Source organism: Streptomyces sp. NPDC020801, from assembly GCF_044334385.1.
Lineage (GTDB): Bacteria > Actinomycetota > Actinomycetes > Streptomycetales > Streptomycetaceae > Streptomyces.
The window spans coordinates 127,701-151,969 of the sequence record NZ_JBIRST010000008.1; the positions used below are offsets into that span (position 1 = coordinate 127,701).

General features: G+C 73.6%; 25 protein-coding genes and 1 pseudogene. 17 read left to right on the plus strand and 9 right to left on the minus strand.

Annotated elements, in window-relative coordinates:
* The first annotated feature begins 40 nt into the window (after positions 1-40).
* Together ACH4UM_RS18400 and ACH4UM_RS18405 are read left to right on the plus strand one after the other, a co-directional pair.
* On the plus strand, positions 41-646 hold the full coding sequence (locus tag ACH4UM_RS18400) for a hypothetical protein (RefSeq protein ID WP_398179883.1): 606 nt from the start codon (positions 41-43) through the stop codon (positions 644-646).
* A 121-nt stretch (positions 647-767) separates the two neighbouring features.
* Positions 768-3,206: a right-handed parallel beta-helix repeat-containing protein gene (locus ACH4UM_RS18405; protein WP_398179886.1), complete on the plus strand. Its 2,439-nt coding sequence runs from the start codon at positions 768-770 to the stop codon at positions 3,204-3,206.
* On the opposite strand, the gene ACH4UM_RS18410 is transcribed toward ACH4UM_RS18405, so the two are convergent.
* Positions 3,203-5,629: a hypothetical protein gene (locus tag ACH4UM_RS18410; protein WP_398179889.1), complete on the minus strand. Its 2,427-nt coding sequence runs from the start codon at positions 5,627-5,629 to the stop codon at positions 3,203-3,205. The genes ACH4UM_RS18405 and ACH4UM_RS18410 overlap by 4 nt on opposite strands.
* Before the next feature lie 289 nt (positions 5,630-5,918).
* On the opposite strand from ACH4UM_RS18410, the gene ACH4UM_RS18415 reads away from it, so the two are divergent.
* Positions 5,919-6,746 (plus strand): DeoR/GlpR family DNA-binding transcription regulator, encoded by an 828-nt coding sequence (locus ACH4UM_RS18415; RefSeq protein ID WP_398179891.1) that lies wholly within the window; start codon positions 5,919-5,921, stop codon positions 6,744-6,746.
* A gap of 69 nt (positions 6,747-6,815) precedes the next feature.
* Positions 6,816-7,283 carry an SRPBCC family protein gene (locus ACH4UM_RS18420; RefSeq protein ID WP_398179894.1) on the plus strand — a complete coding sequence of 156 codons (468 nt, stop codon included), beginning with the start codon at positions 6,816-6,818 and terminating at the stop codon, positions 7,281-7,283.
* A gap of 196 nt (positions 7,284-7,479) precedes the next feature.
* On the opposite strand, the gene ACH4UM_RS18425 is transcribed toward ACH4UM_RS18420, so the two are convergent.
* On the minus strand, positions 7,480-8,607 hold the full coding sequence (locus ACH4UM_RS18425) for a PLP-dependent cysteine synthase family protein (protein ID WP_398179897.1): 1,128 nt from the start codon (positions 8,605-8,607) through the stop codon (positions 7,480-7,482).
* Between the two features lie 371 nt (positions 8,608-8,978).
* On the opposite strand from ACH4UM_RS18425, the gene ACH4UM_RS18430 reads away from it, so the two are divergent.
* Positions 8,979-9,302, plus strand: coding sequence for a hypothetical protein (locus tag ACH4UM_RS18430; protein WP_398179900.1), 324 nt, complete (start codon positions 8,979-8,981; stop codon positions 9,300-9,302).
* Between the two features lie 195 nt (positions 9,303-9,497).
* On the plus strand, positions 9,498-10,046 hold the full coding sequence (locus ACH4UM_RS18435; protein WP_398179903.1) for an ATP-binding protein: 549 nt from the start codon (positions 9,498-9,500) through the stop codon (positions 10,044-10,046).
* A gap of 437 nt (positions 10,047-10,483) precedes the next feature.
* Here the strand turns inward: ACH4UM_RS18435 and ACH4UM_RS18440 are convergent, their stop codons facing one another.
* Together ACH4UM_RS18440 and ACH4UM_RS18445 are read right to left on the minus strand one after the other, a co-directional pair.
* Entirely contained in the window at positions 10,484-10,798 is a 315-nt protein-coding gene (locus ACH4UM_RS18440) for a hypothetical protein (RefSeq protein WP_398179905.1), read from the minus strand.
* Complete coding sequence (locus ACH4UM_RS18445) at positions 10,795-11,106, minus strand: SHOCT domain-containing protein (RefSeq protein WP_398179908.1); 312 nt, start codon at positions 11,104-11,106, stop codon at positions 10,795-10,797. The genes ACH4UM_RS18440 and ACH4UM_RS18445 overlap by 4 nt, the downstream gene beginning before the upstream one ends.
* Before the next feature lie 199 nt (positions 11,107-11,305).
* Between ACH4UM_RS18445 and ACH4UM_RS18450 the strand changes: the two genes are divergently transcribed.
* From ACH4UM_RS18450 to ACH4UM_RS18475, 6 genes and pseudogenes are all read left to right on the plus strand, one after another.
* Positions 11,306-11,869 carry a TetR/AcrR family transcriptional regulator gene (locus ACH4UM_RS18450; protein ID WP_398179910.1) on the plus strand — a complete coding sequence of 188 codons (564 nt, stop codon included), beginning with the start codon at positions 11,306-11,308 and terminating at the stop codon, positions 11,867-11,869.
* Between the two features lie 17 nt (positions 11,870-11,886).
* A complete protein-coding gene (locus ACH4UM_RS18455; RefSeq protein WP_398179912.1) occupies positions 11,887-12,279 on the plus strand; it encodes a cupin domain-containing protein in 393 nt (130 codons plus the stop codon).
* Between the two features lie 22 nt (positions 12,280-12,301).
* Positions 12,302-12,898 (plus strand): DUF4865 family protein, encoded by a 597-nt coding sequence (locus ACH4UM_RS18460; protein WP_398179915.1) that lies wholly within the window; start codon positions 12,302-12,304, stop codon positions 12,896-12,898.
* Entirely contained in the window at positions 12,895-13,803 is a 909-nt protein-coding gene (locus tag ACH4UM_RS18465) for a phosphotriesterase (RefSeq protein ID WP_398179918.1), read from the plus strand. The genes ACH4UM_RS18460 and ACH4UM_RS18465 overlap by 4 nt, the downstream gene beginning before the upstream one ends.
* A gap of 121 nt (positions 13,804-13,924) precedes the next feature.
* Complete coding sequence (locus ACH4UM_RS18470; RefSeq protein WP_398179921.1) at positions 13,925-14,110, plus strand: DUF1272 domain-containing protein; 186 nt, start codon at positions 13,925-13,927, stop codon at positions 14,108-14,110.
* Between the two features lie 17 nt (positions 14,111-14,127).
* Positions 14,128-14,493, plus strand: a pseudogene (locus tag ACH4UM_RS18475) (tautomerase family protein); the annotation flags it as partial.
* A 296-nt stretch (positions 14,494-14,789) separates the two neighbouring features.
* Here the strand turns inward: ACH4UM_RS18475 and ACH4UM_RS18480 are convergent.
* Both ACH4UM_RS18480 and ACH4UM_RS18485 read right to left on the minus strand, forming a co-directional pair.
* Positions 14,790-16,028: an ROK family protein gene (locus tag ACH4UM_RS18480; RefSeq protein WP_398179924.1), complete on the minus strand. Its 1,239-nt coding sequence runs from the start codon at positions 16,026-16,028 to the stop codon at positions 14,790-14,792.
* Positions 16,029-16,076: 48 nt separating this feature from the next.
* On the minus strand, positions 16,077-16,727 hold the full coding sequence (locus tag ACH4UM_RS18485; RefSeq protein ID WP_398179927.1) for an alpha-ketoglutarate-dependent dioxygenase AlkB family protein: 651 nt from the start codon (positions 16,725-16,727) through the stop codon (positions 16,077-16,079).
* 95 nt (positions 16,728-16,822) lie between these two features.
* Here ACH4UM_RS18485 and ACH4UM_RS18490 point away from each other — a divergent pair, with 95 nt between their 5' ends.
* The gene (locus ACH4UM_RS18490; RefSeq protein WP_398180610.1) at positions 16,823-17,956 is read left to right on the plus strand and encodes a methyltransferase; all 1,134 of its coding nucleotides are present in this window, start codon (positions 16,823-16,825) and stop codon (positions 17,954-17,956) included.
* Here the strand turns inward: ACH4UM_RS18490 and ACH4UM_RS18495 are convergent.
* Positions 17,946-18,842 carry a ketose-bisphosphate aldolase gene (locus ACH4UM_RS18495; protein ID WP_398179930.1) on the minus strand — a complete coding sequence of 299 codons (897 nt, stop codon included), beginning with the start codon at positions 18,840-18,842 and terminating at the stop codon, positions 17,946-17,948. The two genes, ACH4UM_RS18490 and ACH4UM_RS18495, sit on opposite strands and share 11 nt — an antisense overlap.
* 47 nt (positions 18,843-18,889) lie before the next feature.
* Positions 18,890-19,771, minus strand: coding sequence for an SIS domain-containing protein (locus ACH4UM_RS18500; protein ID WP_398179932.1), 882 nt, complete (start codon positions 19,769-19,771; stop codon positions 18,890-18,892).
* 165 nt (positions 19,772-19,936) lie between these two features.
* Here ACH4UM_RS18500 and ACH4UM_RS18505 point away from each other — a divergent pair, with 165 nt between their 5' ends.
* Entirely contained in the window at positions 19,937-20,716 is a 780-nt protein-coding gene (locus ACH4UM_RS18505) for a DeoR/GlpR family DNA-binding transcription regulator (protein WP_398179935.1), read from the plus strand.
* 129 nt (positions 20,717-20,845) lie between these two features.
* Here the strand turns inward: ACH4UM_RS18505 and ACH4UM_RS18510 are convergent, their stop codons facing one another.
* Positions 20,846-21,226 (minus strand): luciferase family protein, encoded by a 381-nt coding sequence (locus ACH4UM_RS18510; RefSeq protein ID WP_398179938.1) that lies wholly within the window; start codon positions 21,224-21,226, stop codon positions 20,846-20,848.
* A 223-nt stretch (positions 21,227-21,449) separates the two neighbouring features.
* Between ACH4UM_RS18510 and ACH4UM_RS18515 the strand changes: the two genes are divergently transcribed.
* The 3 genes from ACH4UM_RS18515 to ACH4UM_RS18525 all read left to right on the plus strand — a co-directional run bounded on the left by ACH4UM_RS18515 (position 21,450) and on the right by ACH4UM_RS18525 (position 24,224).
* Complete coding sequence (locus tag ACH4UM_RS18515) at positions 21,450-22,277, plus strand: MIP/aquaporin family protein (RefSeq protein WP_398179940.1); 828 nt, start codon at positions 21,450-21,452, stop codon at positions 22,275-22,277.
* 301 nt (positions 22,278-22,578) lie between these two features.
* Complete coding sequence (locus ACH4UM_RS18520) at positions 22,579-23,151, plus strand: hypothetical protein (protein WP_398179943.1); 573 nt, start codon at positions 22,579-22,581, stop codon at positions 23,149-23,151.
* 404 nt (positions 23,152-23,555) lie between these two features.
* Entirely contained in the window at positions 23,556-24,224 is a 669-nt protein-coding gene (locus ACH4UM_RS18525) for a hypothetical protein (protein WP_398179946.1), read from the plus strand.
* The last annotated feature ends 45 nt before the right edge of the window (positions 24,225-24,269 follow it).

A 24,269-nucleotide genomic window follows, 5' to 3' on the forward strand; every position in this document is an offset into this window, starting at 1 on the left:
GCCGGGGGTTATCACGGTTCGGGGAAGGGGGTGCGGGACCGTGCGTGCAATCTGCGGGCTCTGGCGCTGGCGGCGCAATCCGCTGCGGCGCACGACCGACCTGGTCGAGTCCTGGGTGGCCCTGGTGGCCCTGCTCCTGATCCTTCTGGCCGCCCCCACGATCGGCTCACTTACCGGTTCCCTCGCCCAGGGCGCCCTGCAGCAGTCCGTGCGCGACCAGCGCCAGGCCCGGCATCCGGTGACGGCCACCGTGGTCCGGAGGCTGGAGCGGGACGTGCCGGAGCCCGACCCGGAGATCTCCACGGGCCGGGACGTCCTCAGCCGTGTCGTCGCCGACTGGACGGCCCCGGACGGAACCCGGTGGCGCGGCCCGGTCACGACGGGCCTCAGAACCCCGCATCCCGGCGACCACTTCACCCTGTGGACGGACGACCACGGCGTCACGGTGACCCGCCCGCTGGACTCCGCCACCGCCACCACCCATGCGGTGCTGGCCGGACTCGGCGCGGCCGTCGGGGCAGCGGGCCTGGTGGAGGGCATACGCAGACTGATCGTCCGGCGCCTGGTTCGCCGGCGGTACGCGCGCTGGGACCAGGCCTGGGACCGCGCGGGTCCCGACTGGGGCCGCACCGGCACCGGCAGCTGACGGCCTTCCGGCTCTGGTCAACCGACCGCCTGCGCGCACGCTACGGTGGACCGGCCGACGCATCGGCATCAACCCGCGCGAGCGAGCCGTCAGTACGACGAGGTGGGGGCACAGCAACGCCATGGCACAGGGCACGGTCCAGGTGACGCACACCGGCACATCGCGGTGGCGGCGCCGCACGGGGGAGTACGCATCGCTCGCCGCCGCCCTGGAGGCCGCGGCGGACGGCGACGTACTCACCGTCGCCCCGGGCACCTACCGCGAGAACCTCGTCGTCCAGCGGGCGGTGACCCTGCGCGGCCCCGAGGGCTCCCCCGGTTCGGTGCGCATCGCCCCCGTGGACGGGGTGCCGCTGACCGTGCGCGCCTCGGCGGTGGTGCAGGACCTGCACGTGGAGGGCCAGGACGCCGCCGCGCCCGCCCTGTTGGTGGAGGAGGGCGCGCCCGAGCTCAAGGACGTGCGGATCGTGACCCGGTCCGCTGCGGGCATCGAGGTGCGCGCAGGCGCCCGCCCGACCGTGCGCCGCTGCACGGTGGACAATCCGGCCGGCATCGGCATCGCCGTACTCGACGGCGGTGGCGGGGTGTTCGAGGAGTGCGAGGTCGTCGCGGCCGGGCAGTCGGGCGTGGTGGTCCGCGGCGGTGCCCATCCCCGGCTGGAGCGCTGCCGCATCCACCACACCTCGGGCGCGGGCCTGTCGGTGACGGGCGACAACTCCGCGCTGGAAGGCGTGGGTTGCGAGGTCTACGAGGTCCGGGGCAGCGGTGTCCAGGTCACCGGCCTGGCCACCGCTCATCTCACCGACTGCGATGTGCACCGCACCACCGCGGACGGCGTCACCCTCGACACGGACGCCGTGCTCACGCTCGCCGACTGCCGCATCCACGACATCCCGGAGAACGCGGTGGACCTGCGGTCGCGTTCCGTGTTGACCCTGACCCGGACGACGGTGCGTCAGTTCGGGCGCAACGGCCTGTCGGTGTGGGACCCGGGCACACGCGTGGACGCCAACCAGTGCGAGATCTTCGACAGCACCGGCGACTACCCGGCCGTCTGGGTCAGCGACGGCGCGACCGTGGTCCTCGACTCCTGCCGGGTGCACGACGTGCCGGACGCGCTGTTCGTGCTGGACCGCGGCTCCCGCGCGGACGTCGTCGACAGCGACCTGTTCCAGGTGCGCAACACGGCCGTGTCGGTGAGCGACGGGGCCACCGCCCAGCTCGACGACTGCCGGATCAAGGAGGCGGCCACGGGTGCGTGGTTCCGTGACCACGGCAGCGGCGGCACGCTCAGCAACTGCACACTGGACCGCACCCAGACGGGCGTGATCGTCACCAAGGGCGCCGATCCCACCATCGAACGCTGCACGGTCTCCTCCCCCGCCGAGGCCGGCTTCTACGTCTCCGCCGGGGGCCGCGGCGCTTTCCTGGGCTGCCGCGTGACGGACAGCGGCGGGTACGGCTTCCACGTGATCGACGGCTGCCGTACGACGCTGAAGAAGTGCCGTACGGAGCGGTGCACGCGCGGCGGATACGAGTTCGCGGACGGCGGGCCGGACGCCGGATCAGGGTCCGGCCCCGTGGTCGAGGACTGCACCAGCGACGAGAGCGGGGGCCTGCGTCCGCCGGCGGCGCGGGAGACGGCGGTGCAGACGGCGAGCCCGTCCCCCGGTCTGCTGGGCGCGATCCCCGGACAGCGCAGCACCGAGCAGGAACCGCTGGTCACCGCCCTGGAGCCGGAGCAGCCCGTCCGGAGTGCGACGGACGTGCTCGGCGAACTCGACACGCTGGTGGGCCTGGACAGCGTGAAGCGTGAGGTGCGGGCCCTGACCGACATGATCGAAGTGGGCCGGCGCCGGCAGGAGGCCGGGCTGAAGGCTGCCTCGGTCAAGCGCCATCTGGTCTTCACCGGCTCCCCCGGCACCGGCAAGACCACGGTCGCCCGCCTGTACGGCGAGATCCTCGCCTCCCTCGGCGTGCTGGACAAGGGGCATCTCGTCGAGGTCTCCCGCGTAGACCTGGTCGGTGAGCACATCGGCTCCACCGCGATCCGCACCCAGGAGGCCTTCGAGCGGGCGCGCGGCGGTGTGCTGTTCATCGACGAGGCCTACGCGCTCTCCCCGGAGGACGCCGGACGCGACTTCGGCAAGGAGGCAATCGACACGCTGGTGAAGCTGATGGAGGACCACCGCGACGCGGTCGTGGTGATCGTCGCCGGCTACACGGCCGAGATGGAGCGCTTCCTTTCCGTCAACCCCGGTGTCGCCTCCCGTTTCTCACGCACCATCACCTTCAGCGACTACGGCCCCGACGAGCTGCTGCGGATCGTGGAGCAGCAGGCCGACGAGCACGAGTACCGGCTGGCGCCGGGCGCGGCCGAGGCCCTGCTGAAGTACTTCACGGCGATCCCGAAGGGTGCCGCGTTCGGCAACGGGCGTACCGCGCGCCAGACCTTCGAGGCCATGGTGGAGCGCCACGCGGGCCGGGTGGCGCAGCTCGCCGACCCGAGCACGGACGATCTCACGCTGCTCTACGCCGAGGATCTGCCCACGCTGCCCTAGGTGTCGTCCCCGCCACGCGGCTCCGGGGCGGCTCGGGGTGCGCCGCTTTCGGCGTCGGGCTGTCCGGGCCCGTGGCGCGGTGCCGGAACATCGGGTCGCAGCCGGGCCAGGAGGCGCCGGCGTTCCTCGGCGAAGGCCGGGTCCGCCTGGTAGTCGGAGTGGCCCAGGACCGGGGCCGGCAGCGGATGCCGCGGGGTGCGGCCGTAGACGAGCGGGTCCTTCAGCGGGGGGCGGTCGACGTCGGCTCCGCAGTCGCCGGACAGCCCCACCGGACCGCCGATGGGGTCGGTGCGCCGGTACAGGTTCCGCCAGCAGTCCACGTCCCGGTGCAGGGCACCGAGGGCTTCCGGCCCGAAGTGGGCGGGGAACCAGCGGCCGTAGAGCCGGGTCAGTGGAGAGCCGTACGTCAGCAGGGCGATCCGCCCGCGCACCGAAGGGGTGAGCTGCCAGGCCGCGGCGGCGGCCAGCACACTGCCCTGGGAGTGCCCGGAGAGGACCAGCCGTCCGCCCGTGGCCCGGGTCCAGGTCGCCATCCGCCAGGTGAGGTCGGGCACCGCGCGTTCGGCGTAGCAGGGCGGGGCGAAGGGGTGGGCGGCGCGCGGCCAGAAGGTGCCGACGTCCCAGAGGATGCCGATGGTGCGCCGGGCGGAGGCGTCCTTGTAGGCGCGCCGGCCCCAGGTGACGAAGAGTATGAACCCGAGACCGATCAGCCAGGAGCCGAGTGCCTGCGCGGTCTCGGCCGCCCCCTGGACGACGGGCTGGGTGCCCTCGGCGGCGCGGGCGGGGGTCCGGTCGGTGCCGAGGGCGCCCACGAGGGCGGCGGCACCCAGCAGGAGGGTGGTGGCGGAGGTGACGCCGACCACGAGGGGACCGGCGTCGGTGAGGGTGGCCATCGCGCGGGTGCGGGCGATGCGGCGGGTGCGCGCGGGGTCCTTCGGCTCTGCGGGATAGTCCCGCTCCACCGTGGCGCGCTCGGCGCGGGCCAGCCGCCAGGCGCGTCCGGCGAGCCGCCCGCACAGCGCCAGCAGCACGACGATCAGCGGCGGGATGACGGACGCCTGCCAGGTGAGCAGGACCGGCGGCCCGGGGATCGACGCCCCGGTGCCGTCCAGCCAGTCGGCCACGCGCTGGGCGACCCCGCCGGACATCACCCCGCCGAGGGCGCAGGCCAGCATCGCGACCGCCGGTCCGCCCAGGCCACGCAGCGCGGCGCGGTGGTCGGTGGGGTCGTCCGCCGTCGGGGCGGAGCCGAGCGCTCCGCGGCGGGTGCGGTGGAGGGTGTGGGCGGTGACACCGAGGGCGACGACCAGCAGGCCCTGCACCAGGGCGAGGCCGCCGAAGGTCGCGTCGCCCGCCAGCCGGCCCGTCGAGTGCCACTTTGGGCGCGACCATCCCGAGTACAGGACGGCGAGCAGGAGCACCAGGAGGGCGCCGAGCGGCAGCCGCCGTACGAGGTGGCGGTCCAGCCGCCGGTCGAGCCGGTGCTCACTGCGGCCCCGGCGGCAGACCACGGCCGCCACGACGGCCGCCCCCGCGACGAGGGCGGCGTGCAGCAGCCATCCGAGGACGTCGAGGGCCGCGGGACCACCGGGGCGGCGGTCGAAGTGGGCGGCCGGGGCGGCGACCGCCGCGGCGACGGTCAGCAGGCCGGCGGCGGTGTGGGCCGCGCGCAGCCGGGCCACCAGGCGGCGCCCGTACCAGAAGCCGGGCCTGCCCAGCGCGCCGCCGCCGGTCTCCTCCTCGCGTTCGGGACCGTGGGTCATGGGCTGCTGCGACTCGTAGGCGCTCCAGGTGCGGTGGGAGAGGTACCACAGCAGGCCGGTGAGCGCGGCGGGCATCAGGGCGGCGAGGGCGAGCCGGCGGCCGGGCGTGCTCCACCAGCCGCCGGCCGCGGGTGACAGGAAGCCGAGCCAGGAGTGCCGAACGGCGCACGCGCGCGTGCCCGCGCACTGCCAGGCGGCGAGGTCGAGGGCGACCTCGCAGGCGGCTGCGACCAGCAGCACGGTCAGGGTCAGTCCTGCCAGCCGCACGAGCAGACCGTACAGGCGTACGGTGCGGGGGCGTCCGTGGGCCGTGGGGCGCATCCAGTGGGCGAGGTTGACCACCATGAACGGAAGCAGCAGCAGCCACAGGGCCCGGGTGCCGTTGCCGGAGGTGAGGTTGCACCAGACGTACGCCTCGGGAACCGGTCCGCCGCGATGGCCCTCGGGGCGGGTCTCGGCGTCGGCGTCGGCGGCGCGCCGGAAGACGGCCGCGGTGTCGTCGCCGGTGATCCGCACCGTGTGCGGATCGTCGAGCATCCGCTCGGGCGTGGTGCCGCCGACTCCGTGGACCAGGAGTTCCAGAGCCGTTCCGGCCGGTTCGGGCGGCGGGACGGGGCCGTCCACCCCGCTCGTCGCCGGACGCTGCTGCGCACGTTCCACTGTTCGCACTTCCCCCGTGACGCGCTGTCCGCCTGTGCGTGCGGACACCAGGATGTCCGTCTGTGGTGCCCTGCACACCCCCTGTCACCGAATCTCCCCGGACCGGGTGACGGCCGCCGCGCGCAGGAGGCGTCCGGGTGGCAGCGCGCGTCGGGGCGGGCGATGGCGCGATGGGCGGCGTCCCGTGAAAGGATGGGACGCCCGCGCACCGGGAATGTACCGAAGCTCCTCGTCGGAGCGGGTGCGCCGGGCGTGTCGGACGGCTTGAGGCGAAAGGAACCGGAGCCACGTGAGTGAGAATCAGAACCTCCTCGCGGAGCAGCGGCGCGCCCTGATCCTGGACGAGGTCCGGCGCCGCGGCGGCGTCCGGGTCAACGAGCTGACCCGGAAGCTGGGCGTGTCGGACATGACGGTCCGCCGCGACCTGGACGCGCTGGCCCGCCAGGGCATGCTGGAGAAGGTGCACGGCGGCGCGGTCCCGGTCGTGGAGGCGAGCACCCACGAGCCGGGCTTCGAGGCCAAGTCGGGACTGGAGCTGAGCGCCAAGGAGGACATCGCGCGCGCGGCTGCCCAGCTGGTCGCGCCCGGCACGGCGATCGCGCTGTCGGGTGGTACGACGACGTACGCGCTGGCCCATCACCTGCTGGACGTGCCGGAGCTGACGGTGGTCACCAACTCGGTCCGGGTGGCGGACGTCTTCCACTCTGCGCAGCGCACCTCCGGACCGCGGCAGGGGGCGGCGACGGTGGTGCTGACCGGCGGGGTGCGCACCCCGTCCGACTCACTGGTGGGGCCGGTGGCCGACCAGGCGATCGCCGCGCTCCACTTCGACCTGCTGTTCCTCGGCGTGCACGGGATATCGGCCGAGGCCGGCCTGTCGACGCCGAACCTGGCGGAGGCCGAGACCAACCGGCGGCTGGTGCAGTCCGCGCGGCGGGTCGTGGTGGTCGCGGACCACACCAAGTGGGGCGTGGTGGGCCTGAGTTCCTTCGCGGCGCTGGACCGGGTGGACACGCTGGTGACGGACGCCGGACTGCCGGCCGATGCCCGCGCCGAGGTGTCCGAGCACCTGCGGCTGGTGGTGGCGGGCGAGCCCGTGGACGGGGCAGACATCTGAAGGACCGTCAGCTAAGGTGACCGTGCTCGGCCGACCGCCCTGCCGGTATGCCACAAGGGGGTTGTGTCCATGGCTCGCCGAATGCGCCCGGTGGGGATCGACTTCGTCGAGACCGCGCCCGTGCGCCTGGTCTTCGCCCGGGAGGTCGCGGCCCCTCCCCAGCGGGTCTTCCATGCTCTCGCCGAGGACGTGCCGGGCTGGGCGCAGTGGTTCTCGGCGGTGACGTCCGCGCGGCCGACCGACCGGGGGCGCGAGGTGCGGCTCAGGGGCGGGACGCGGTTCGAGGAGACCGTCCTCGTCGCGAAGGACCCCGAGGTCTACGCCTACCGCGTCGACGCCACCAACGCGCCCGGCCTGCGGGCGCTGGCCGAGGAATGGCGGCTCACCCCGGCCGGCACCGGCACCCGGGTGCAGTGGACCTTCGCGGTCGACGGGACGGCGCCGGTGCGGCTTGTGCTCGCCATGGCCCGCGCGGGCCTCGGACGCGCCTTCCGGGACGCCGTGACGGCCCTGGACCGGCGCCTGGCGGCGGGATGACAGGGTCCGGCCGGCGCGGTGGTGCGGACCGGACGGGCCGTGGTGCGGACCTCAGGCGCCGTGGTGCGGACCGGAGGTGCCGTGGTGCGGACCGGAGGTGACCGGTCGTAAGGTGACCCGGGTCGGTCGGCGGTGACGAGGTCCGGCCCCGTGGCTCGCCGCGTGGTCGTCCGCTTCGCCGCGTGGTCCGCCCGTCTCAGTGCGCCGGCCACCTGCCCGTCGCCAGGAAGGACTCGATCGCCGCCGCGTACGGGGCGCTGTCCAGGCCTTGCGCGGCCAGCCACGCGTCCGAGTAGTACTTGTCGAGGTAACGGTCCCCCGGGTCGCACAGCAGCGTCACCACGCTCCCCCGGCGTCCCTCGGCCACCATCTCGGCGACGATCTTCAGGGCACTCCACAGGCCGGTGCCGGTGGAGCCGCCCGCCTTGCGGCCGATGGCCCGCTCCAGGGCCCGTACGGCGGCGACGGCGGCCGCGTCCGGCACCTTCATCATCCGGTCGATGGCGCCGGGCACGAAGCTCGGTTCCATGCGCGGCCGGCCGATGCCCTCGATGCGCGAGCCGCAGTCGCAGGTGACGTCCGGATCGCCGGTGGTCCAGCCCTCGAAGAAGCAGGAGTTGTCCGGGTCGGCCACACAGATGCGGGTGTCGTACTGCATGTAGTGGACGTAGCGTGCGATGGTCGCGGAGGTGCCGCCGGTGCCCGCGGTGGCGACGATCCAGGCCGGCTCCGGGAAGCGCTCCAACTCCAGCTGGCGGAAGATGGATTCGGCGATGTTGTTGTTACCGCGCCAGTCCGTGGCCCGCTCGGCGTAGGTGAACTGGTCCATGTAGTGGCCGCCGGTCTCGGTCGCCAGGGCGGCGGAAGCCTCGTACATCGTGCGTGGGTCGTCCACGAAGTGGCACTGCCCGCCGTGGAACTCGATGAGGCGGCACTTCTCGGCGCTCGTCGTGCGCGGCATGACCGCGATGAAGGGCACGCCGATGAGCTTCGCGAAGTAGGCCTCGGAGACGGCCGTCGAGCCACTGGATGCCTCGATGACCGGACGGTCCGGCCGGATCCAGCCGTTGCACAGCCCGTACAGGAACAGCGAGCGCGCCAGGCGGTGCTTGAGGCTTCCGGTCGGGTGGGTCGACTCGTCCTTCAGGTACAGGTCGATGCCCCACGCCTCGGGCAGCGGGAAGCGCAGCAGATGGGTGTCCGCCGAACGGTTGGCATCGGCCTGGACCTTTCGTACGGCCTCTTTCAGCCAGTCCCGGTATCCGGTGTCGCTGCGGTCGACGTCGAGGGTTTCGCCGGTCCGGCGCTGCTCGGTGGTGCTCACGGCGGGACTCCTTACGCTGGGCGCCGACAGCTTGTCGCGCGGCCGGACGCCACCGATGATAGACACCTTCCTCACGCTTCTCACCTGCATAAACGCTCCTTTGAGCGACTCAAAGAGACCACTGGAGCCAGGCACGCCAGGGCCGTGGCCGCGCCGGCCGCGCGCGAAGATGGGGGCGCATTCACGCGAGTGCTCCGGGCGCCGGTGCAGAGCGCGCCGCGTGCACTGGTGCTCGGTGGCGAAGGGGGGCAGACTGCACCGCGCGGGACGAAGGACCCGCACCGGAGGTCCACTGGATCTCCAGCGAACCGGGCCGGCTCGTGGACCGGGCGGAAGCCGGAGCCGGCCACGCGCACGAGGGGGCGGGAAGGATGGCGGAACCGGAGTTCACGGCCACGGGTGTGCGGATCGGCAGAGGACTGCGCTCACTCACCCGGGCCGGGCAGGTCCGGATCAGCGACGGCAGGCTGGAGTTGCTCACCAGCTACGGCAGCGAGATCGACAGCGCGCCGCTGCGGACGGTGCGCGCCTCCAAGCCCTGGTTCGCCCCGGACGACCGGGCACTCGCCGACCTCGACGGCACCCGGTACGTGCTGACCCTGGGCGACCACGACCCCGCCCCGGGAGAGCCGGGGCCGCCCGCGGCGCGCCGCTTCATCGAGGCCGTCCACAGGGCGGCGGGACGCGGCGGCTGAGCGGTCGCGAAGGTGGCTCGAAGTTGCGGTGCCGAACCCCTTGCGTCACGCTGGTCTCACGTCACTCTGGGTTTACCGGCGATAACGCTGCGAACCAGCCCGCCGGCCACGACAGCAGGCGGCAGTGTCACGCAGGCGTCCTGCTGCATCCGAACGTCGTGTTCTTCCGGACCTCAACGTCGGGGAGTCGCAGCCGTGATCAGTCACCCAAGCAGGCACTGCACGGTGGAGCTCCAAGCCCTGCCGTCGCGGATCGGCCAGGTCCGCAGAATCGTATCGGCGCACTTGCGCTACTGGCATCTCGATCCTCTGATAGACCGGGCCGCGCTCGGTGTGACGGAGCTGTTGACCAACGTCCACCAGCACGCCGAGCCCGACAAGTTGTGCACCGTCGAACTCGAGTTGCTGCTCGACCGGCTCACGGTCTCCGTGCGCGACCACGATCCGCGTCTTCCCGTGGTGGAGGACATGGGCGACATCGCGCCACTGGCCACCGAGGGCCGCGGGCTGGCCATGGTGGCCGCGATGAGCGAGAGCTGGGGCGCGCGCCCGGACGGCGAGCAGGGCAAGGTGGTCTGGTTCACCCTGCCGACCTGCGCCGGTCCGGTCGCCGTCACGGTGCCGGCGCGGTTGCCCCGGCTGGTGGCCGCGGAGCAGCCCGCGCGCCGGTTCACCGAGGTCGTCGAGCCCGCACTCGAGGGCGCCCGGCCCGCCGCTCCCGCCCGGTCCGCCGTTGTCGGCTGACCGGGCGGTGACCCGGCCGCACACGAGTGGCATCCAGGTCCCGCGCGCGGGCCGCATTCGGGTCCCGCGCGCGACTCGCATCCCGGTCCCGCGCGCAAGCGGCACCGGGCCGCACTCGGGTGGCGCACCGCGACACGCGGCCGCCACCCCGCCGCACGCGAGCTGCACCCCGCCGCACGCGGACCGCACCCGGCCAAACGCCGGCCGCACCCCGCCGGCACCCGAGCCGTACGGCGGCCGCACACGGGTCCCTTCGCGACCGCCGGGTCCAGCGGCAGCGTGATGTGCTGGGCGACAGGGTCGGCACCGGGCTGAAGTCCGGATGACGATGCCGATCCGGCCGCGTGGTGCGCCAGGAGGGACCTTGCGGCTTCCGGCCAAGGAGCAGCACCCCGCCCCCGTCAGCGCGGTGAAGCGGCCGCCAGGAGCGCCGAGGCTCACGCCCTCCAGGGTCGGTCGGCGACGTCGGCGGCGAGGGCGACGAGGACCTTGACTGCTCCGGCGGACCGCGCGGCCGGGCGCGTGGCGGACCCGGCCGTTGTCGCGGCCGTCGTCGCGGCCGCCCTCGCGGTCGCCCTCGCGGTCGCCCTCGCGGCCGTCGTCGCGGTCGCCCTCGCGGCCGCCCTCGCGGTCGCCCTCGCGGCCGTCGTCGCGGTCGCCCTCGCGGCCGTCGTCGCGGTCGCCCTCGCGGCCGTCGTCGCGGTCGCCCTCGCGGTCGTCGTGGCGGTGGCCGTGTCCGGCGTGCCGGTCACCGGGCACCGTCCTTGCCCGTACGGCCGAACTGTTCCTCCAGCACCGACAGCCGGCGCCAGTACTCGTCCTCGTCGATCTCGCCGGAGGCGAAGCGGCGGCCGAGGACGGCGAGCGGCGAGTCGGCGGCGGGGCGCCCGTCCGCGCCGCGCCAGGGACCGGCGCCCATGCCGCGCCAGGGTCCGCCGCGGGCGCGCCAGGCGGTGCGGCGCAGGAGCGTGACGGCGCCGACGATCACGGCCGCCCAGATCAACGGGAAGAAGAGGATCCACGGCCCGGGGCCGCCGTCCCAGTTCGCCAGGGTCTGCATCTTGGTTCATCTCCCTCAAGAGAGCCTCGAAGGGCTGCGGAGTGGTTTTCCGGTGATGTCCCGAGAGTGGCTCCCCAGTGGTGTCCGGGTCGTCGTACGGCCGGCGGCAGTGCGGCTACCTCCCGGGGAGCACGGAGCCGTGTCGCTGCTGCTCCCCATGGAGTCGACTTCTGTACCTACTAGTATGTACAGTGGCATCATGAGCACTCCGGAGCGACTGATCGAGTCCACCCGCGAACTGCTGTGGGAGCGCGGCTACGTGGGCACCAGCCCGAAGGCGATCCTGGAACGGGCGGGCGCCGGACAGGGCAGCATGTACCACCACTTCAAGGGCAAGCCGGATCTCGCGCTGGCGGCGATCAGGCGCACGGCCGAGGAACTGCGCGCTGCCGCCGAGGGTGTACTCGGCGGCCCGGGCACGCCCTACGAGCGCATCGAGGCGTATCTGCGGCGCGAGCGTGATGTGCTGCGCGGGTGCCCGATCGGCCGGCTGACGATGGACCCGGACGTCATCGCCAGTGCCGAGTTGCGCGCACCGGTCGACGAGACGCTCGACCGGATCCGCGAGCGCCTCGCCCGACTCGTCGAAGAGGGCAAGGAGCAGGGCCAGTTCGCGCCCTCGCTCGACGGCGAGGAGATCGCGGCGACCATTCTCGCGACCGTCCAGGGCGGCTACGTCCTGGCGCGCGCCTCCGGCTCCCCCGCCGCCTTCGACACCGGCGTCCGGGGACTGCTCTCGCTGCTCGCACCGAACACCCACTGAAGACCGAGGAGCCGACCTTGCACATCACCCGGCAGCGACCCGGCACCCAGCAGGGCCCGGCGGAGAACTTCACCGGCACGGTGTGGCTCGACGAGGTCGCCGTGCCCCCGGCCCCGTCCCGGCTGCGGATGTTCCACGTCCACTTCGCGCCCGGCGCCCACACCGCCTGGCACCGGCATCCGCACGGGCAGGTTCTGCACGTGCTGCAGGGCGAGGGGCTGGTGCAGCGCAGGGGCGGTGCGGTGGAGCCGGTCCGGGCCGGCGACACGGTGTGGATCGAGCCCGACGAGTGGCACTGGCACGGCGCGGCGCCACGCACCTTCATGACACACCTCGCGGTCGTGGAGGCCGCCGAGGACGGCACGACCGCCGAGTGGGACACGCACCCGGACGGCGACTACCCCACCTGAGGACCGAGGAAGGACCCGCAGCATGCACGCCATGCAGTACGAGCTGACCCTGCCGGCCGACTACGACATGGGCATCGTCCGCGACCGCGTCGCCCGGCTCGGGCACCTGCTCGACGACTGGGACGGCCTCGGCTCCAAGACGTACCTGATGCGCGAGCGCGGGGTGCACGGCTCACCGGTCAACCAGTACGCGCCGTTCTACCTGTGGAACACCGTGGAGGGCATGAACTCCTTCCTCTGGGGAGGTGCCTTCCAGGGACTCGCCGACAGCTTCGGGCGGCCCGAGGTGCGGCAGTGGACGGGAGTGGCGTACGAGGAGAGCGACACCGCCGACTCCGGCACGGTCGCCGTCGCCGTACGACGTCGGCGGCCCGTCCCGGACGGGGCGGTACTGGCCGAGGTCATGGAGGACGCGGTACACGAGACCCGGCGGCTGGCCGCTCAGGACGGTGCGGTGCTGGCGGCGGCCGCCGTGGACACCGGGCGCTGGGAACTGGTGCACTTCTCGCTCTGGTCGCACTGGGAACACGACGCGCCCCGGGCCGACGGCGAGGTGTTCCAGGTCCTGCACGTGTCCGCGCCCGGACGGAAGGCGCTGCCGCACGGGCGGCAGTGGTGAGTGCGGTCCGTACGGTCCTCGGCGACATCCGCCCCGGGGAGCTCGGCGTGACCGACGCCCACGACCACCTCTTCTTCCGCAGCCCACTGCTTCCCGGCCGGGAACTGGCCGACGCCTCGGCCGCGCAGGCCGAACTGGCGGCGTTCCGCGCAGCGGGCGGGAGGAGCATCGTGCAGTGGACGCCGTACGGGCTCGGGCGGCGGGCCGCCGGCCTGCCACGGCTCTCCCGGGCTGCCGGGGTGCATGTGGTGTGCGCGACGGGGCTGCACCAGGCCGCCCACTACGACGAGGAGTCGCTCGCCGGCCTGCGCGGCGGGCTCGCCGACGTCTTCGTCCGCGAACTGACCAAGGGCATCGGCCCGTCGGGCGTCCGGGCCGGGCTCGTCAAGGTCGCCGGCGGCTTCCACGCCCTGGACGCGCACGCCCGCTGGACGATGGGCGCCGCGGCCGAGGCCCACCATGCCACCGGCGCGCCCGTCGCCGTGCACCTGGAGATGGGCACGGGCGCCCTGGACGTACTGGACCTGCTGTGCGGCGAGTTGGAGGTGCCGCCGCACCGGGTCATCCTCGGTCACCTCAACCGCTCCCCCGACTCCGTGGTGCAGCGCCAGGTCGCAGAGAGCGGCTGCTACCTGGCCTTCGACGGCCCGTCCCGCGCCCACCACGCCACCGACTGGCGGATGCCGGATGCCGTGCGGGCCCTGGCCGAGGGCGGTTTCGGGCATCGGCTGCTGCTCGGCGGAGACACCGTGGTATCGGGGGCGCGGTCGGTCGACGGCGGCCCGGGGATGCCGTATCTGCTGCGCCGCGTACGCCTGCGGCTGGAGGCAGAACTGGGCACGGACCTGGTGCACCGCATCCTCACGGAGAATCCCGGACGCGCTTTCGCCGTCGACTGGACATGAGCGCCGGTCCGGGAGCGTGGCCCGATCGCATCGATCGTTGTCCCTGCCGGTCCTTTCCGCTGCCACGCCGGTTCGGAGGATGGGAGGAAACGGACCGCGAACGGAAGGCGGGGCGACTGCCATGGCCCTGGAGATGCGTGACCACTGCGAACGCTGCGAGACCGTCGCGCTGCCGCCCGGGGCGCCGGCCCGCATCTGCTCCTACGAGTGCACCTTCTGCGTGGCCTGCGCCGAGGCCGTGCGGCACCTCTGCCCCAACTGCGGCGGAGAACTCGTCCCAAGACCCCGCCGCACGGCGGCCGCCTGAAGGGGAACCGCACCGCCATGCCCTTCGTCCGTGTCGACGCCCCGGGAACCGGCGCCGGGCGGCTCGACGCGCTCGGCCGTGCCGTGCACGACGCACTGGTCGAGGCGCTCGGCATCCCCCCGACGACCGCTTCCAGGTGCTGACCCGGCCACGACGGCGTCCGCGGCACCCCGCGCCACGACGACTACCCGGGTGTGCACCGGGACGAGGGCATCGTCCACGTCGCGATCACGATGCGCTCCGGCCGTGCGCCCGCCCAGAAGGCGGCGATGTACCGGCGCACCGCCGAGCTCGCCCAGGCGTACGCCGGGACCGAGCCGCGCAACGTCTTCGTCACCGTCACCGAGAACGGGCCGGCCGACCGGTCGCTCGGCGACGGCCTTCCCGTCGCCGACCGGTCGCTCGGCGACGGGAAGGCGCCGTATCCCGGTCCCCCTCCCCCAGGGCCTGTCTCCGGCCCGCGCGACCGTCCGGCGGGAGGCGGAACTCCTCGCCGGGGTGAGGGGTTCACCCCGGTGTGCGTCTGCCTGCCCGGCCTCGACCGCGAGGAGCGGGACGGCGGAGGGCAGGACCGCGGAAGGCAGGACCGCGGAAGGCAGGACCGCGGAAGGCAGGACCGCGGAAGGCAGGACCGCGGAAGGCAGGACGGCGGAAGGCAGGACCGCGGACGCCGCCGGGCTCAGGTCAGCGCCGTCAGCGGGTCGTCCAGCACCGGCTGCCAGGCCAACTCGGCAGCGCCGACGAGGCTGTTGTGGTCGAGGGTGCAGGCCAGGATGGGGACGCCGCCGCTCTGGCCCCACAGGCTCCGGTCGGCGACGACGGCGCGCAGCCGGCCCGGGTCGGCGTCGAGCAGGGTGCGGTGCAGCCCGCCGAGGATGATCCGGTCCGGGTTGAGGATATTGACCAGGCCCGCGAGGCCCAGCCCGAGGCGCTCGATGAGGGCCTCGACGGCGGCGCGGACGGCCGGGTCGTCGCCGTGGTGGTGGATCAGGTCGTTGGCCTGCTGGAGCAGCGAGACCTCGGGCCCCGGCTCGCGGCCCGCGGCGGTGAGGAGGGCCAGCGGGTCGGCCTCCACGTCCAGGCAGCCCCGGCTGCCGCAGTGACAGGGGCGGCCCTCGGGGCTGACGGTGAGGTGGCCGACCTCGAGGGCCAGCCCCGAGCTGCCGGTGTGCAGCCGTCCGTCCAGGACCAGCGCGCCGCCGACCCCCCGGTGCCCGGTGGCCACGCACAGCAGGTCGCGGGCGCCTCGTCCGGCCCCGTGCCGGTGCTCGGCGAGCGCGGCGAGGTTGACGTCGTTCGCCGCGAACGCCGGTCCGGTGATCCCGGCCGCGCGCACGCACTCAGCGAAGATCCGCCGGACCGGCGCGCCCGCGGGCCAGGCCAGGTGGAGGGGGTTGAGGGCCAGGCCGTCCGGTTCGGCGACCGCGGACGGCACGGCGAGTCCGGCGCCCACGCAGCGCCGCCCGGTGGTGCGCAGCAGCTCCGCGCCGGCCTCGACGACGGAGCCGAGCACCTTGGCCGGGTCCGCGTCGACGGTCTCGCAGCCGGGTGCGGTCGCGACGATCCGGCCACCGAGGCCCACCAGGGCCGCGCGAAAGCCGTCGGCGTGCACCTGCGCGGCGAGGGCGACGGGCCCCTCCTCGGCGACCGCGAGCCGGTGCGAGGGCCGCCCCTGTGAACCGGCCGGCGCCCCCGGCCGTGCGTCCACCCGGATCAGGCCCAGTGCCTCCAGTTCGGCGGCCACCGCGCCGGCCGTCGCCCGGGTCACGCCCAGCTCGGCGGTGAGCACGGCACGGGTCGGGGCGCGCCCGGTGTGCACGAGCTCCAACGCGGGCCCGAGCGCACCGCGCCCCCGGTCCAGCCGCGTCCTCGAGGTGGTCCCTTCCCCCGCCGTACGGGGGTCCGCCTTGCCGCTCATGAGGGCGAGTCTCCCATGATCCGCACCTGTCGCGACCAGCGCCGCGAGCTAGAGGCCGCTCACCCGGAGGGTGATGTTCAGGCGCCCGGTCAGCCCCAACTCGGGCGGCGCGGTGCCCGCGTGGACGCGTGGCACGCCGTGGTACGCGAGCCGGGACGGCCCGCCGAACACGAACAGGTCACCGCTGCGCAGCTCGACGTCCGTGTACGGCCGGGCACGGGAGTCGGTGTTGCCGAAGCGGAACACGCAGGTGTCGCCGAGGCTCAGCGACACCACCGGCGCGCGGGACTTCTCGTCGCCGTCGCGGTGCATGCCCATGCGTGCGTCGGCGTCGTAGAAGTTGATCAGTGCGATGTCGTACGCCGCCGCCTTTGCCGCCCCCGGGCCCAGCGCGTCGGTCACCGCACGCCGTCCCAGCTCGCCCAGCCAGCCGGGGAACGGCTTCACCGGGGCGCCGTCGCCGTCGACGACCGTGCGGGCGTAGGCGTACGGGTACCAGTGCCACCCGAGGCACACCTGCCGTGCGGTCATCGTCCCGCCGCCGGGGGTGCGCACGGTGCGCAGGCCGGCGGGCGGGCGGGCCCAGTCCCGGCAGGCCACCAGCAGCTCGCGCTGCCGCTGCGGGTCCACCCAGTCCGGCACGTGCATCGCGCCCGGCGCGACCAGTTTGCGGGTCCGGGGGAACAGCCCGGCGTCCATGCCTCCCGCACCTCCTTCGCCTCCCGTGTCTCCCATCCTGCCGGAGAAGCCCTGAGCTGCGGCTCCGCTAGCCTTGACGGACGATGAACGACCGACTGACGACTCCCTGGGGCGCGCCGGAGCTCGCCCGGTACCCCGAGGACCCTCGTGACCGGCTGCGCGCCTGGGACGCCGCCGACGAGTACCTCCTGCGGCACCTCGCCGAGCAGGAAACCGACCTGTCCAGGGCCGTCGTGGTCGTCGGGGACCGCTGGGGCGCACTGGCCACGGCCCTGGCGGCGCACCGGCCGACACAGATCACCGACTCGTTCCTCGCGCAGGAGGCGACCCGCGCCAACCTCGCCCGCAACGGCGTCGAGCCCGGCGCGGTGCGTCTGCTCACCACCCAGGATCCGCCGCCCGGCCGTATCGACGTCCTGCTGGTGCGGGTGCCCAAGAGCCTCGCCCTGCTCGAGGACCAGCTGCTGCGCCTGGCGCCGGCGGTGCACGAGGGCACGGTCGTCGTCGGTACCGGCATGGTCAAGGAGATCCACACCTCCACGCTCACCTTGTTCGAACGCGTCCTCGGCCCGACCCGGACCTCGCTCGCACAACGCAAGGCGCGGCTGATCCACTGCACCCCGGACCCGTCACTGGAGCGGCCCGCCAACCCCTGGCCGCACAGCTACGCGCTGCCGGACGGCATCGGCGCCGTCTCCGGCCGGACGGTCGTCAACCACGCGGGTGTCTTCTGCGCCGACCGGCTCGACATCGGCACCCGCTTCTTCCTCCAGCACCTGCCGGACGGCCGCGGCGCCGGGCGGGTGGTGGACCTGGGCTGCGGCAACGGTGTCGTCGGTACGGCGATGGCGCTGGCGAGGCCCGAGGCGGAGGTGCTGTTCATCGACGAGTCGTTCCAGGCGGTGGCCTCGGCGGAGGCGACGTACAAGGCGAGTGGGGTGCCGGGCCACGCCGAGTTCCGCGTCGGCGACGGGCTGGCCGGGGTGCCCGCGGCCAGCGTGGACCTGGTCCTCAACAACCCGCCGTTCCACTCGCACCAGGCGACGACGGACGCGACGGCGTGGCGCATGTTCACCGGGGCGCGGCGCGCGCTGCGCCCCGGCGGCGAGCTGTGGGTGATCGGCAACCGGCACCTGGGCTACCACGTCAAGCTGCGCCGGCTGTTCGGCAACAGCCAACTGGTGGCCGGTGACCCCAAGTTCGTCGTGCTGCGGGCCGTCAAGGGATAGCCGGTGCACCGCCCGTGCGGTCCGCCTCCGCGCGGGGCGGACCGATCACCCCGATGAGCCGCTGCACCTCTCCCACCATCGCCTCCCGGCCCACGCCGAGGTACTTGCGGGAGTCGACGGCCTCGGGGTGGGCGGCGAGGAACTCGCGGATCGCGCCGGTCATCGCGATGTTGAGGGCGGTGCCGACGTTGACCTTGGCGATGCCGGCCGCGACGGCCGCGGTCAGTTCGCCGTCGGGCACGCCGGAGGAGCCGTGCAGCACGAGCGGGACGTCCAGCGCGCCGGCCAGGCGCTTGAGCAGGTCGTGGTCCAGGGCGGCGGTGCGTTCGGTCATGGCGTGCGTGTTGCCGACGGCCACGGCCAGGGCGTCCACGCCGGAGTCGGTGACGAAGGCGTGCGCCTCGCCGGGGTCGGTGCGGGCACCGGGTGCGTGGGCGTCGAGCGGCGGCCGGCCGTCCTTGCCGCCGACCTCGCCCAACTCGGCCTCGATCCAGAGGCCTCGGGCGTGTGCCCATTCGGCGGCGGCCCTGGTCGCGGCGAGGTTCTCCGCATACGGCAGCCGGGAGGCGTCGTACATCACGGAGCTGAAACCGGCGTCGGACGCCTGCCGCAGCAGGTCGTCGCTCTGCACATGGTCGAGGTGCAGAGCGACGGGCACCGTGGCGCGTTCGGCGACCGCGGCGGCCGCCCGGGCGAGCGGCAGCAGCCGTCCGTAGCGGAACCTGACCGCGTTCTCGCTGACCTGGAGGACGACGGGCGCACCGGCCGCCTCGGCGCCGGCGACGACGGCCTCGACGTGTTCCAGCGTGATGATGTTGAAGGAGACGACGGCGGAGCGGGCTGCGGCGGCGCGGATGACCAGCTCGCCGGTGGTTGCAAGCGGCACGGCCTGTCCTTTCCGGTGCGGTGCCGGGTGGGTGGAGATGACGGGCGTCAGGGGGTGAGGATCACCGAGCGGGTGAGGTGGCGCGGCCGGTCCGGGTCGAGGCCGCGGGCGGCCGCGACGGCGACGGCGAGCCGCTGTGCGCGGACGAGCTCGGCCAGCGGGTCGAGTCGGCCCTCGATCCACAACCCGCCGGTGGCACGCACCTGTTCGGCGAGCCCTTCGGGCGCCCGGCCGAGCATCCAGGTCGCGGTGCCGTGGGTGGTGATGCTGATGGGACCGTGCCGGTACTCCATCGCCGGGTAGGCCTCGGTCCAGGACAGCGAGGCCTCGCGCATCTTCAGCCCGGCCTCGTTGGCCAGGCCCACGGTCCAGCCCCGCCCCAGGAAGGTGAACTGCGTGCAGTCGACGAGCCCTTCGGGCAGCGGCCCGGACACCGCGGTACGTGCGTCGGCGACCACGGAGTCGGTGTGCAGGCCGAGGTGGGCGCGCAGCAGGGTGAGCGCGGTGGTGGCGAACCGGGTCTGCACCACGGAGCGTTCGTCGGCGAAGTCCAGCACGACGACGTCGTCGGCGGCTTCCATGACGGGCGTGCCGGGGTCCGCGGTGACGGCCGTCGTGCGGGTGCGCCCCTTCGCCTTCCCCAGCAGCTCCAGCACTTCGGTGGTGGTGCCGGAGCGGGTGAGGGCCAGGACCCGGTCGTACGCCCGGCCGTGGGGGAACTCGGAGGCGGCGAAGGCGTCGGTCTCGCCCTGCCCGGCGCCCTCGCGCAGCGCGGCGGCCGCCTGTGCCATGAAGTACGAGGTCCCGCAGCCGACGATCGCGACCCGCTCCCCCGGCGCGGGCAGCGCCCGGCCGTGTCCGGCGGCCTCGGCCGCGGCGCGGGCCCAGCACTCGGGCTGGCTGGTCAGCTCGTCCTCGACATGAGTCATGGCACGCCCTTCCGCTGCACTTGCTGTGAGTGCTGCTGTGCTGCTGTGCTGCTGCGTCGCTGTGCTTGTTCTTGCAAGATAACGGCGCTCTTCGAGCATAATCAAGCATTTCAGCGTGGAACGGGTGCGCTAGGGTCACGGAAGATCGACGATCGGAGGGTGCGGATGTCGCGCGACGCCCGGTGGAAGGCGCTGCTGGAGCTGCTCGTGGAGCGCGGCCGGCTGGAGGTCGAGGAGGCGGCGGCCGAGCTTCAGGTGTCGGCCGCGACGATCCGGCGGGACTTCGACCAGCTCGCCGAGCAGCAGATGCTCGTGCGCACCCGGGGCGGCGCGGTCGTGCACGGCGTCTCGTACGAACTGCCGCTGCGCTACAAGACGGCCCGCCGCGCCTCCGAGAAGCAGCGGATCGCCAAGGCGGTCGCGGACCTCGTCGCGCCCGGCGAGGCGGTGGGCCTGACCGGCGGCACGACCACCACGGAGGTGGCCCGCGCGCTCGCCGTGCGCGGCGACCTCACCTCCGGCTCACCCGCCCTGACCGTGGTCACCAACGCGCTGAACATCGCCAACGAGCTCGCCGTACGGCCCCAGTTCAAGATCGTGGTGACCGGCGGGGTCGCGCGCCCGCAGTCGTACGAGCTCATCGGCCCTCTGGCGGACGGGGTATTGAGCCAGATCACCATCGACATGGCGGTGCTCGGGGTGGTCGCCTTCGACGTGACGCACGGCGCCGCGGCGCACGACGAGGCGGAGGCCGCCATCAACCGGCTGCTGTGCGAGCGCGCCGAGCGCGTCGTGGTCGCCGCCGACTCCAGCAAGCTGGGACGGCGCGCCTTCGCCCGGATCTGCCCGGCCGAATCGGTGGACACACTGGTCACGGACTCCGCGGCCGGGCCGGACACGGTCGCCCGGTTCGAGGAGGCGGGCGTGCGGGTCGTCATCGTCTGAGGACGGGCGGACGGCGGACGGCGGACGGCGGACGGCGGACGGCGGACGGCGGACGGCGGACGGCGGACGGCGGACGGCGGACGTTAGCGCCTTCGCCGGCCACGCGCGAGTACGGCGGGGAGCCGGCCCTCAGGTGCGCAGAAAGCCCACGCCGCGGCCGTCGTTGCAGCCTACCGAGGGACCGTGGTCCTCACCGGACGGGCCCTGGTGCGCCTGGAGCGCGACGCTCACCAGAGTCATGAGCAGATCCACGTCCGCCGACGCGTCGAGGCGGAGCGTCACCCACTGCGAGCCGGGCACGACACGGACCGCGGCGAAGCGCCTGAGGTCGCCCGCCAGACGCCGGATGGCCCGGTCGGTGAGGTGGAGGTCGACATCCCGTTCGGAGTGGAAGTGCGCTATCTCGCCATGGACGGAACTGAGCGCCTGCCCGGTGCCGCAACTCGGCACCGCCTCCATCAGATCGGGCCAGGTGGCCAGTTGAGCCAGGGCGCGCGCGGCGAGCGTCATGGTGCCATCATGGCGCGCTCACCGTACGGCAACCGATGCGTGAGCAAGCCTTAACCAATCCGTGTCCAAAACCAGCCATGCGCCGTCGCAGCCCGTGCGCGGCGGGTTCACCAAGTGGGAGATCTCTGTTCCGTTTTACGTTCAACCCCTGGACGTCCAGCGCCACATCAGTACGCTCGCGGCCAAAGCACCCAGCCTCGTCACTAGTGGAAGGCGGTGCCCCATGGCAGACGGGACGTCCGGACGAGGACTGATCGCGGAACTCACGGCGGAGTTCCTGGGCACCATGGTCCTCATCCTGTTCGGTGTCGGTGTGGTCGCGCAGGTCGTGGCCGCGGGGATCGGGGATCACGACAGCATCACCTGGGCCTGGGGCCTCGGCGTCACGCTCGGCGTCTATGTGGCCGCCCGCATCAGCGGCGCACACCTCAATCCGGCGGTGACCCTGGCGCTGGCCTGTTTCAAGGGGTTCTCCTGGCGCAAGGTCCTCCCCTACTCCCTGGCACAGACCTTCGGAGCGTTCGTGGCCGCCCTGCTGGTGCGCTGGAACTACACGGAGGTCCTCGCCAAGGCCGACCCCGGCCACACCATCAAGACCCAGGGTGTCTTCTCGACCCTGCCCGGCAACGGGGCGCTCCCGGTCAGCGAGTGGGGCGCACTGCGGGACCAGATCATCGGCACCGCCATCCTGGTGCTGCTGATCTTCGCCATCACCGACCTGCTCAACACCCCGCCCGGCGCCAATCTCGCCCCGCTGATCATCGGTTTCCTGGTCGTGGCGATCGGCATGGCCTGGGGTGCGGACGCGGGCTACGCGATCAACCCGGCCCGCGACTTCGGCCCCCGCCTCGCCAGCTTCGTCACGGGGTACGGAACCGCCTGGCGTGATCAGTACGGCAACCTGTACTTCTGGGTGCCCATCGTCGGACCGCTGCTCGGCGGTGTGATCGGTGCCCTGGTGTACCGAGCGATGATCACTCCGCACCTGCCCGTGACCCCGGCGGAACAGGAACCCGGCCGCATTCCCGCACCCGCCGCCGGGCCCGAGTGACGGCAGTCCCCGCGTCCTGGGTGGGGCTCCCCCGAGGCGGGCGAGCCCCACCCGGCGCCTCCCGCACACGCCACCCACGCCCTCCCGGCGCCTCCCGCACACGCCACCCACGCCTTCCCGGCGCCTCCCGCACACGCCACCCATGCCCTCCCGGCACCCTCGTATCCGCGACCGGGGCCGCCGCCCGACCCGTCTCCCCGGCAGCTGCCGCCATCGGGCTCCGGCACCCAGGGAGCCTCCGATCGGCTCCGGGGGCACACTTGCACTAAGGGCCGTCGGTGCTCACGAGGGGGTGTCGAAAGTGACACGTCGTGCGGGAGTGTGGCTGTGGCGGTGGCGGCGCAATCCGCTGAGGCGGACCAGCGACGTCGTGGAGGCGTGGATTCTGCTGGTCGCCTGGACCCTCGCGGTGGCGTGCGGTCTGCTGGCGGGTCTGCTGACGGGGAGCGCGATGCAGCAGGGCGCGGAACGGGTCCGCGCGCAGAGCCGCCCGGTGTCGGCCGCGCTCACCCAGGAGGCAACCCAGGGCGCCGCCGGGCCGTCGAGCAGCGCCCTGGTATGGGGGACGGTGCGCTGGACCGATCCGGACGGCTCGGCACACACGGGCCGCACCAGGGTCCCGACCACCGCGCGCTCCGGCGCACAGGTCACGGTGTGGACGAACGGGCACGGCACCTTGACGTCGCCGCCCGTCTCCCCGGCAGACACCGCCTTCCAGTCGGTCCTGGGCGGCCTCTGGGCCGGCAGCGCCACCATGGGCCTCGTGATCGGCGGCGCCAAGCTGGTCCGGGCGCGACTCGACCATCGCCGCTTCGACCAGTGGGCCGACGAGTGGGCCCGGGTGGACACCCGGTGGGGGCGGAAGACGGGATGACCGGGTGACACGGAGCGGGCAGGTCTGCGGGGCCTGGACCGATTTCACCGGGCGCGGCGATCACCATCACCCACTCGGTGCCGGCCTCTTCCGGCAACCGTGACGCGCAGGTCTTCGGCAACCCCTACGATTTCGACGTCACCCGGCAGAACAACGACCACGTCGCCTTCGGCCAAGGGCAGCCCCCACCTGTGCCTGGGTCAACGGCATCGAGCGGCAGCCGGTGGAGGTGACGCTCGCCTGACAGACACCGGCGGCCACCGCTGTCGGTCCCCGTGCCCCCGGGTCGGGGGAAACGTGCGTGCCGCGTTGCGTAGATCTACCGATGCGGAGAGGTCAACGCTCGTGCGACCGTGCTGTTCGGACCGGGGTTTTCCGGGCCGGAGCGAAAGGCACACGCACACATGGTCTCCTGGGTCTTCTGGTTCGCCGTCATCCTGGCTCCGTCCTTGATCGGGCTCACCTTCGCGGTCCGCGCGGCCCGCCGGGTGACCAGGGCCGAGCGGGCCTTGCGGGCCCTGGCCGCCCGCCCCGGCTGGCGGCTGCTGGAACGCGGAGACGACGGGGCGGAGTGGGCCGGTTACGCGGGCCACTTCCCCTGGCTGCTGAGCGCCCGTCCGAGGACGACGGTGACGGGCCCGGTGGGCGAGCGGCAGGTCACGATCGGCAGGCTCGTCAAGAGCGTCTCGCGGAGGGTGGACGCGCACTGGCTGGTCCTCTGTTTCGACCTGCCCGCCGCGGGCCCGGGTGTACGCCTGGAACGCCACTGGAGCGCGGCCCACCTGAACCTCCGCTTCCCCGAGGATCTCCCCTATCTGCCCGTCAGCGACCACGTGGCGCAGACGGCCGCCCGGCTGGAGGCCACGGACCTGACGGACCGCCTGCTGCGGCTCGCCGCCCCGGCGGTCTCTCTCGCGGGCGATCAGGCGTGCTTCGTCTACTTCCCGTTGCCGGAGGTGCTGGACATGGACGCGCTGCTGGCAGGGCTGGCCGGACTGCTGCCGGACCTGGTCGCGCTGGCCCGGGACACCGCGCCGGAGGACGCTCCGGGGAACGGAACGGGGCGCCCCTGACCGTCGCATCACCCCCCTTGCCCCGGTGTGGCCGGGGCGGTCGCG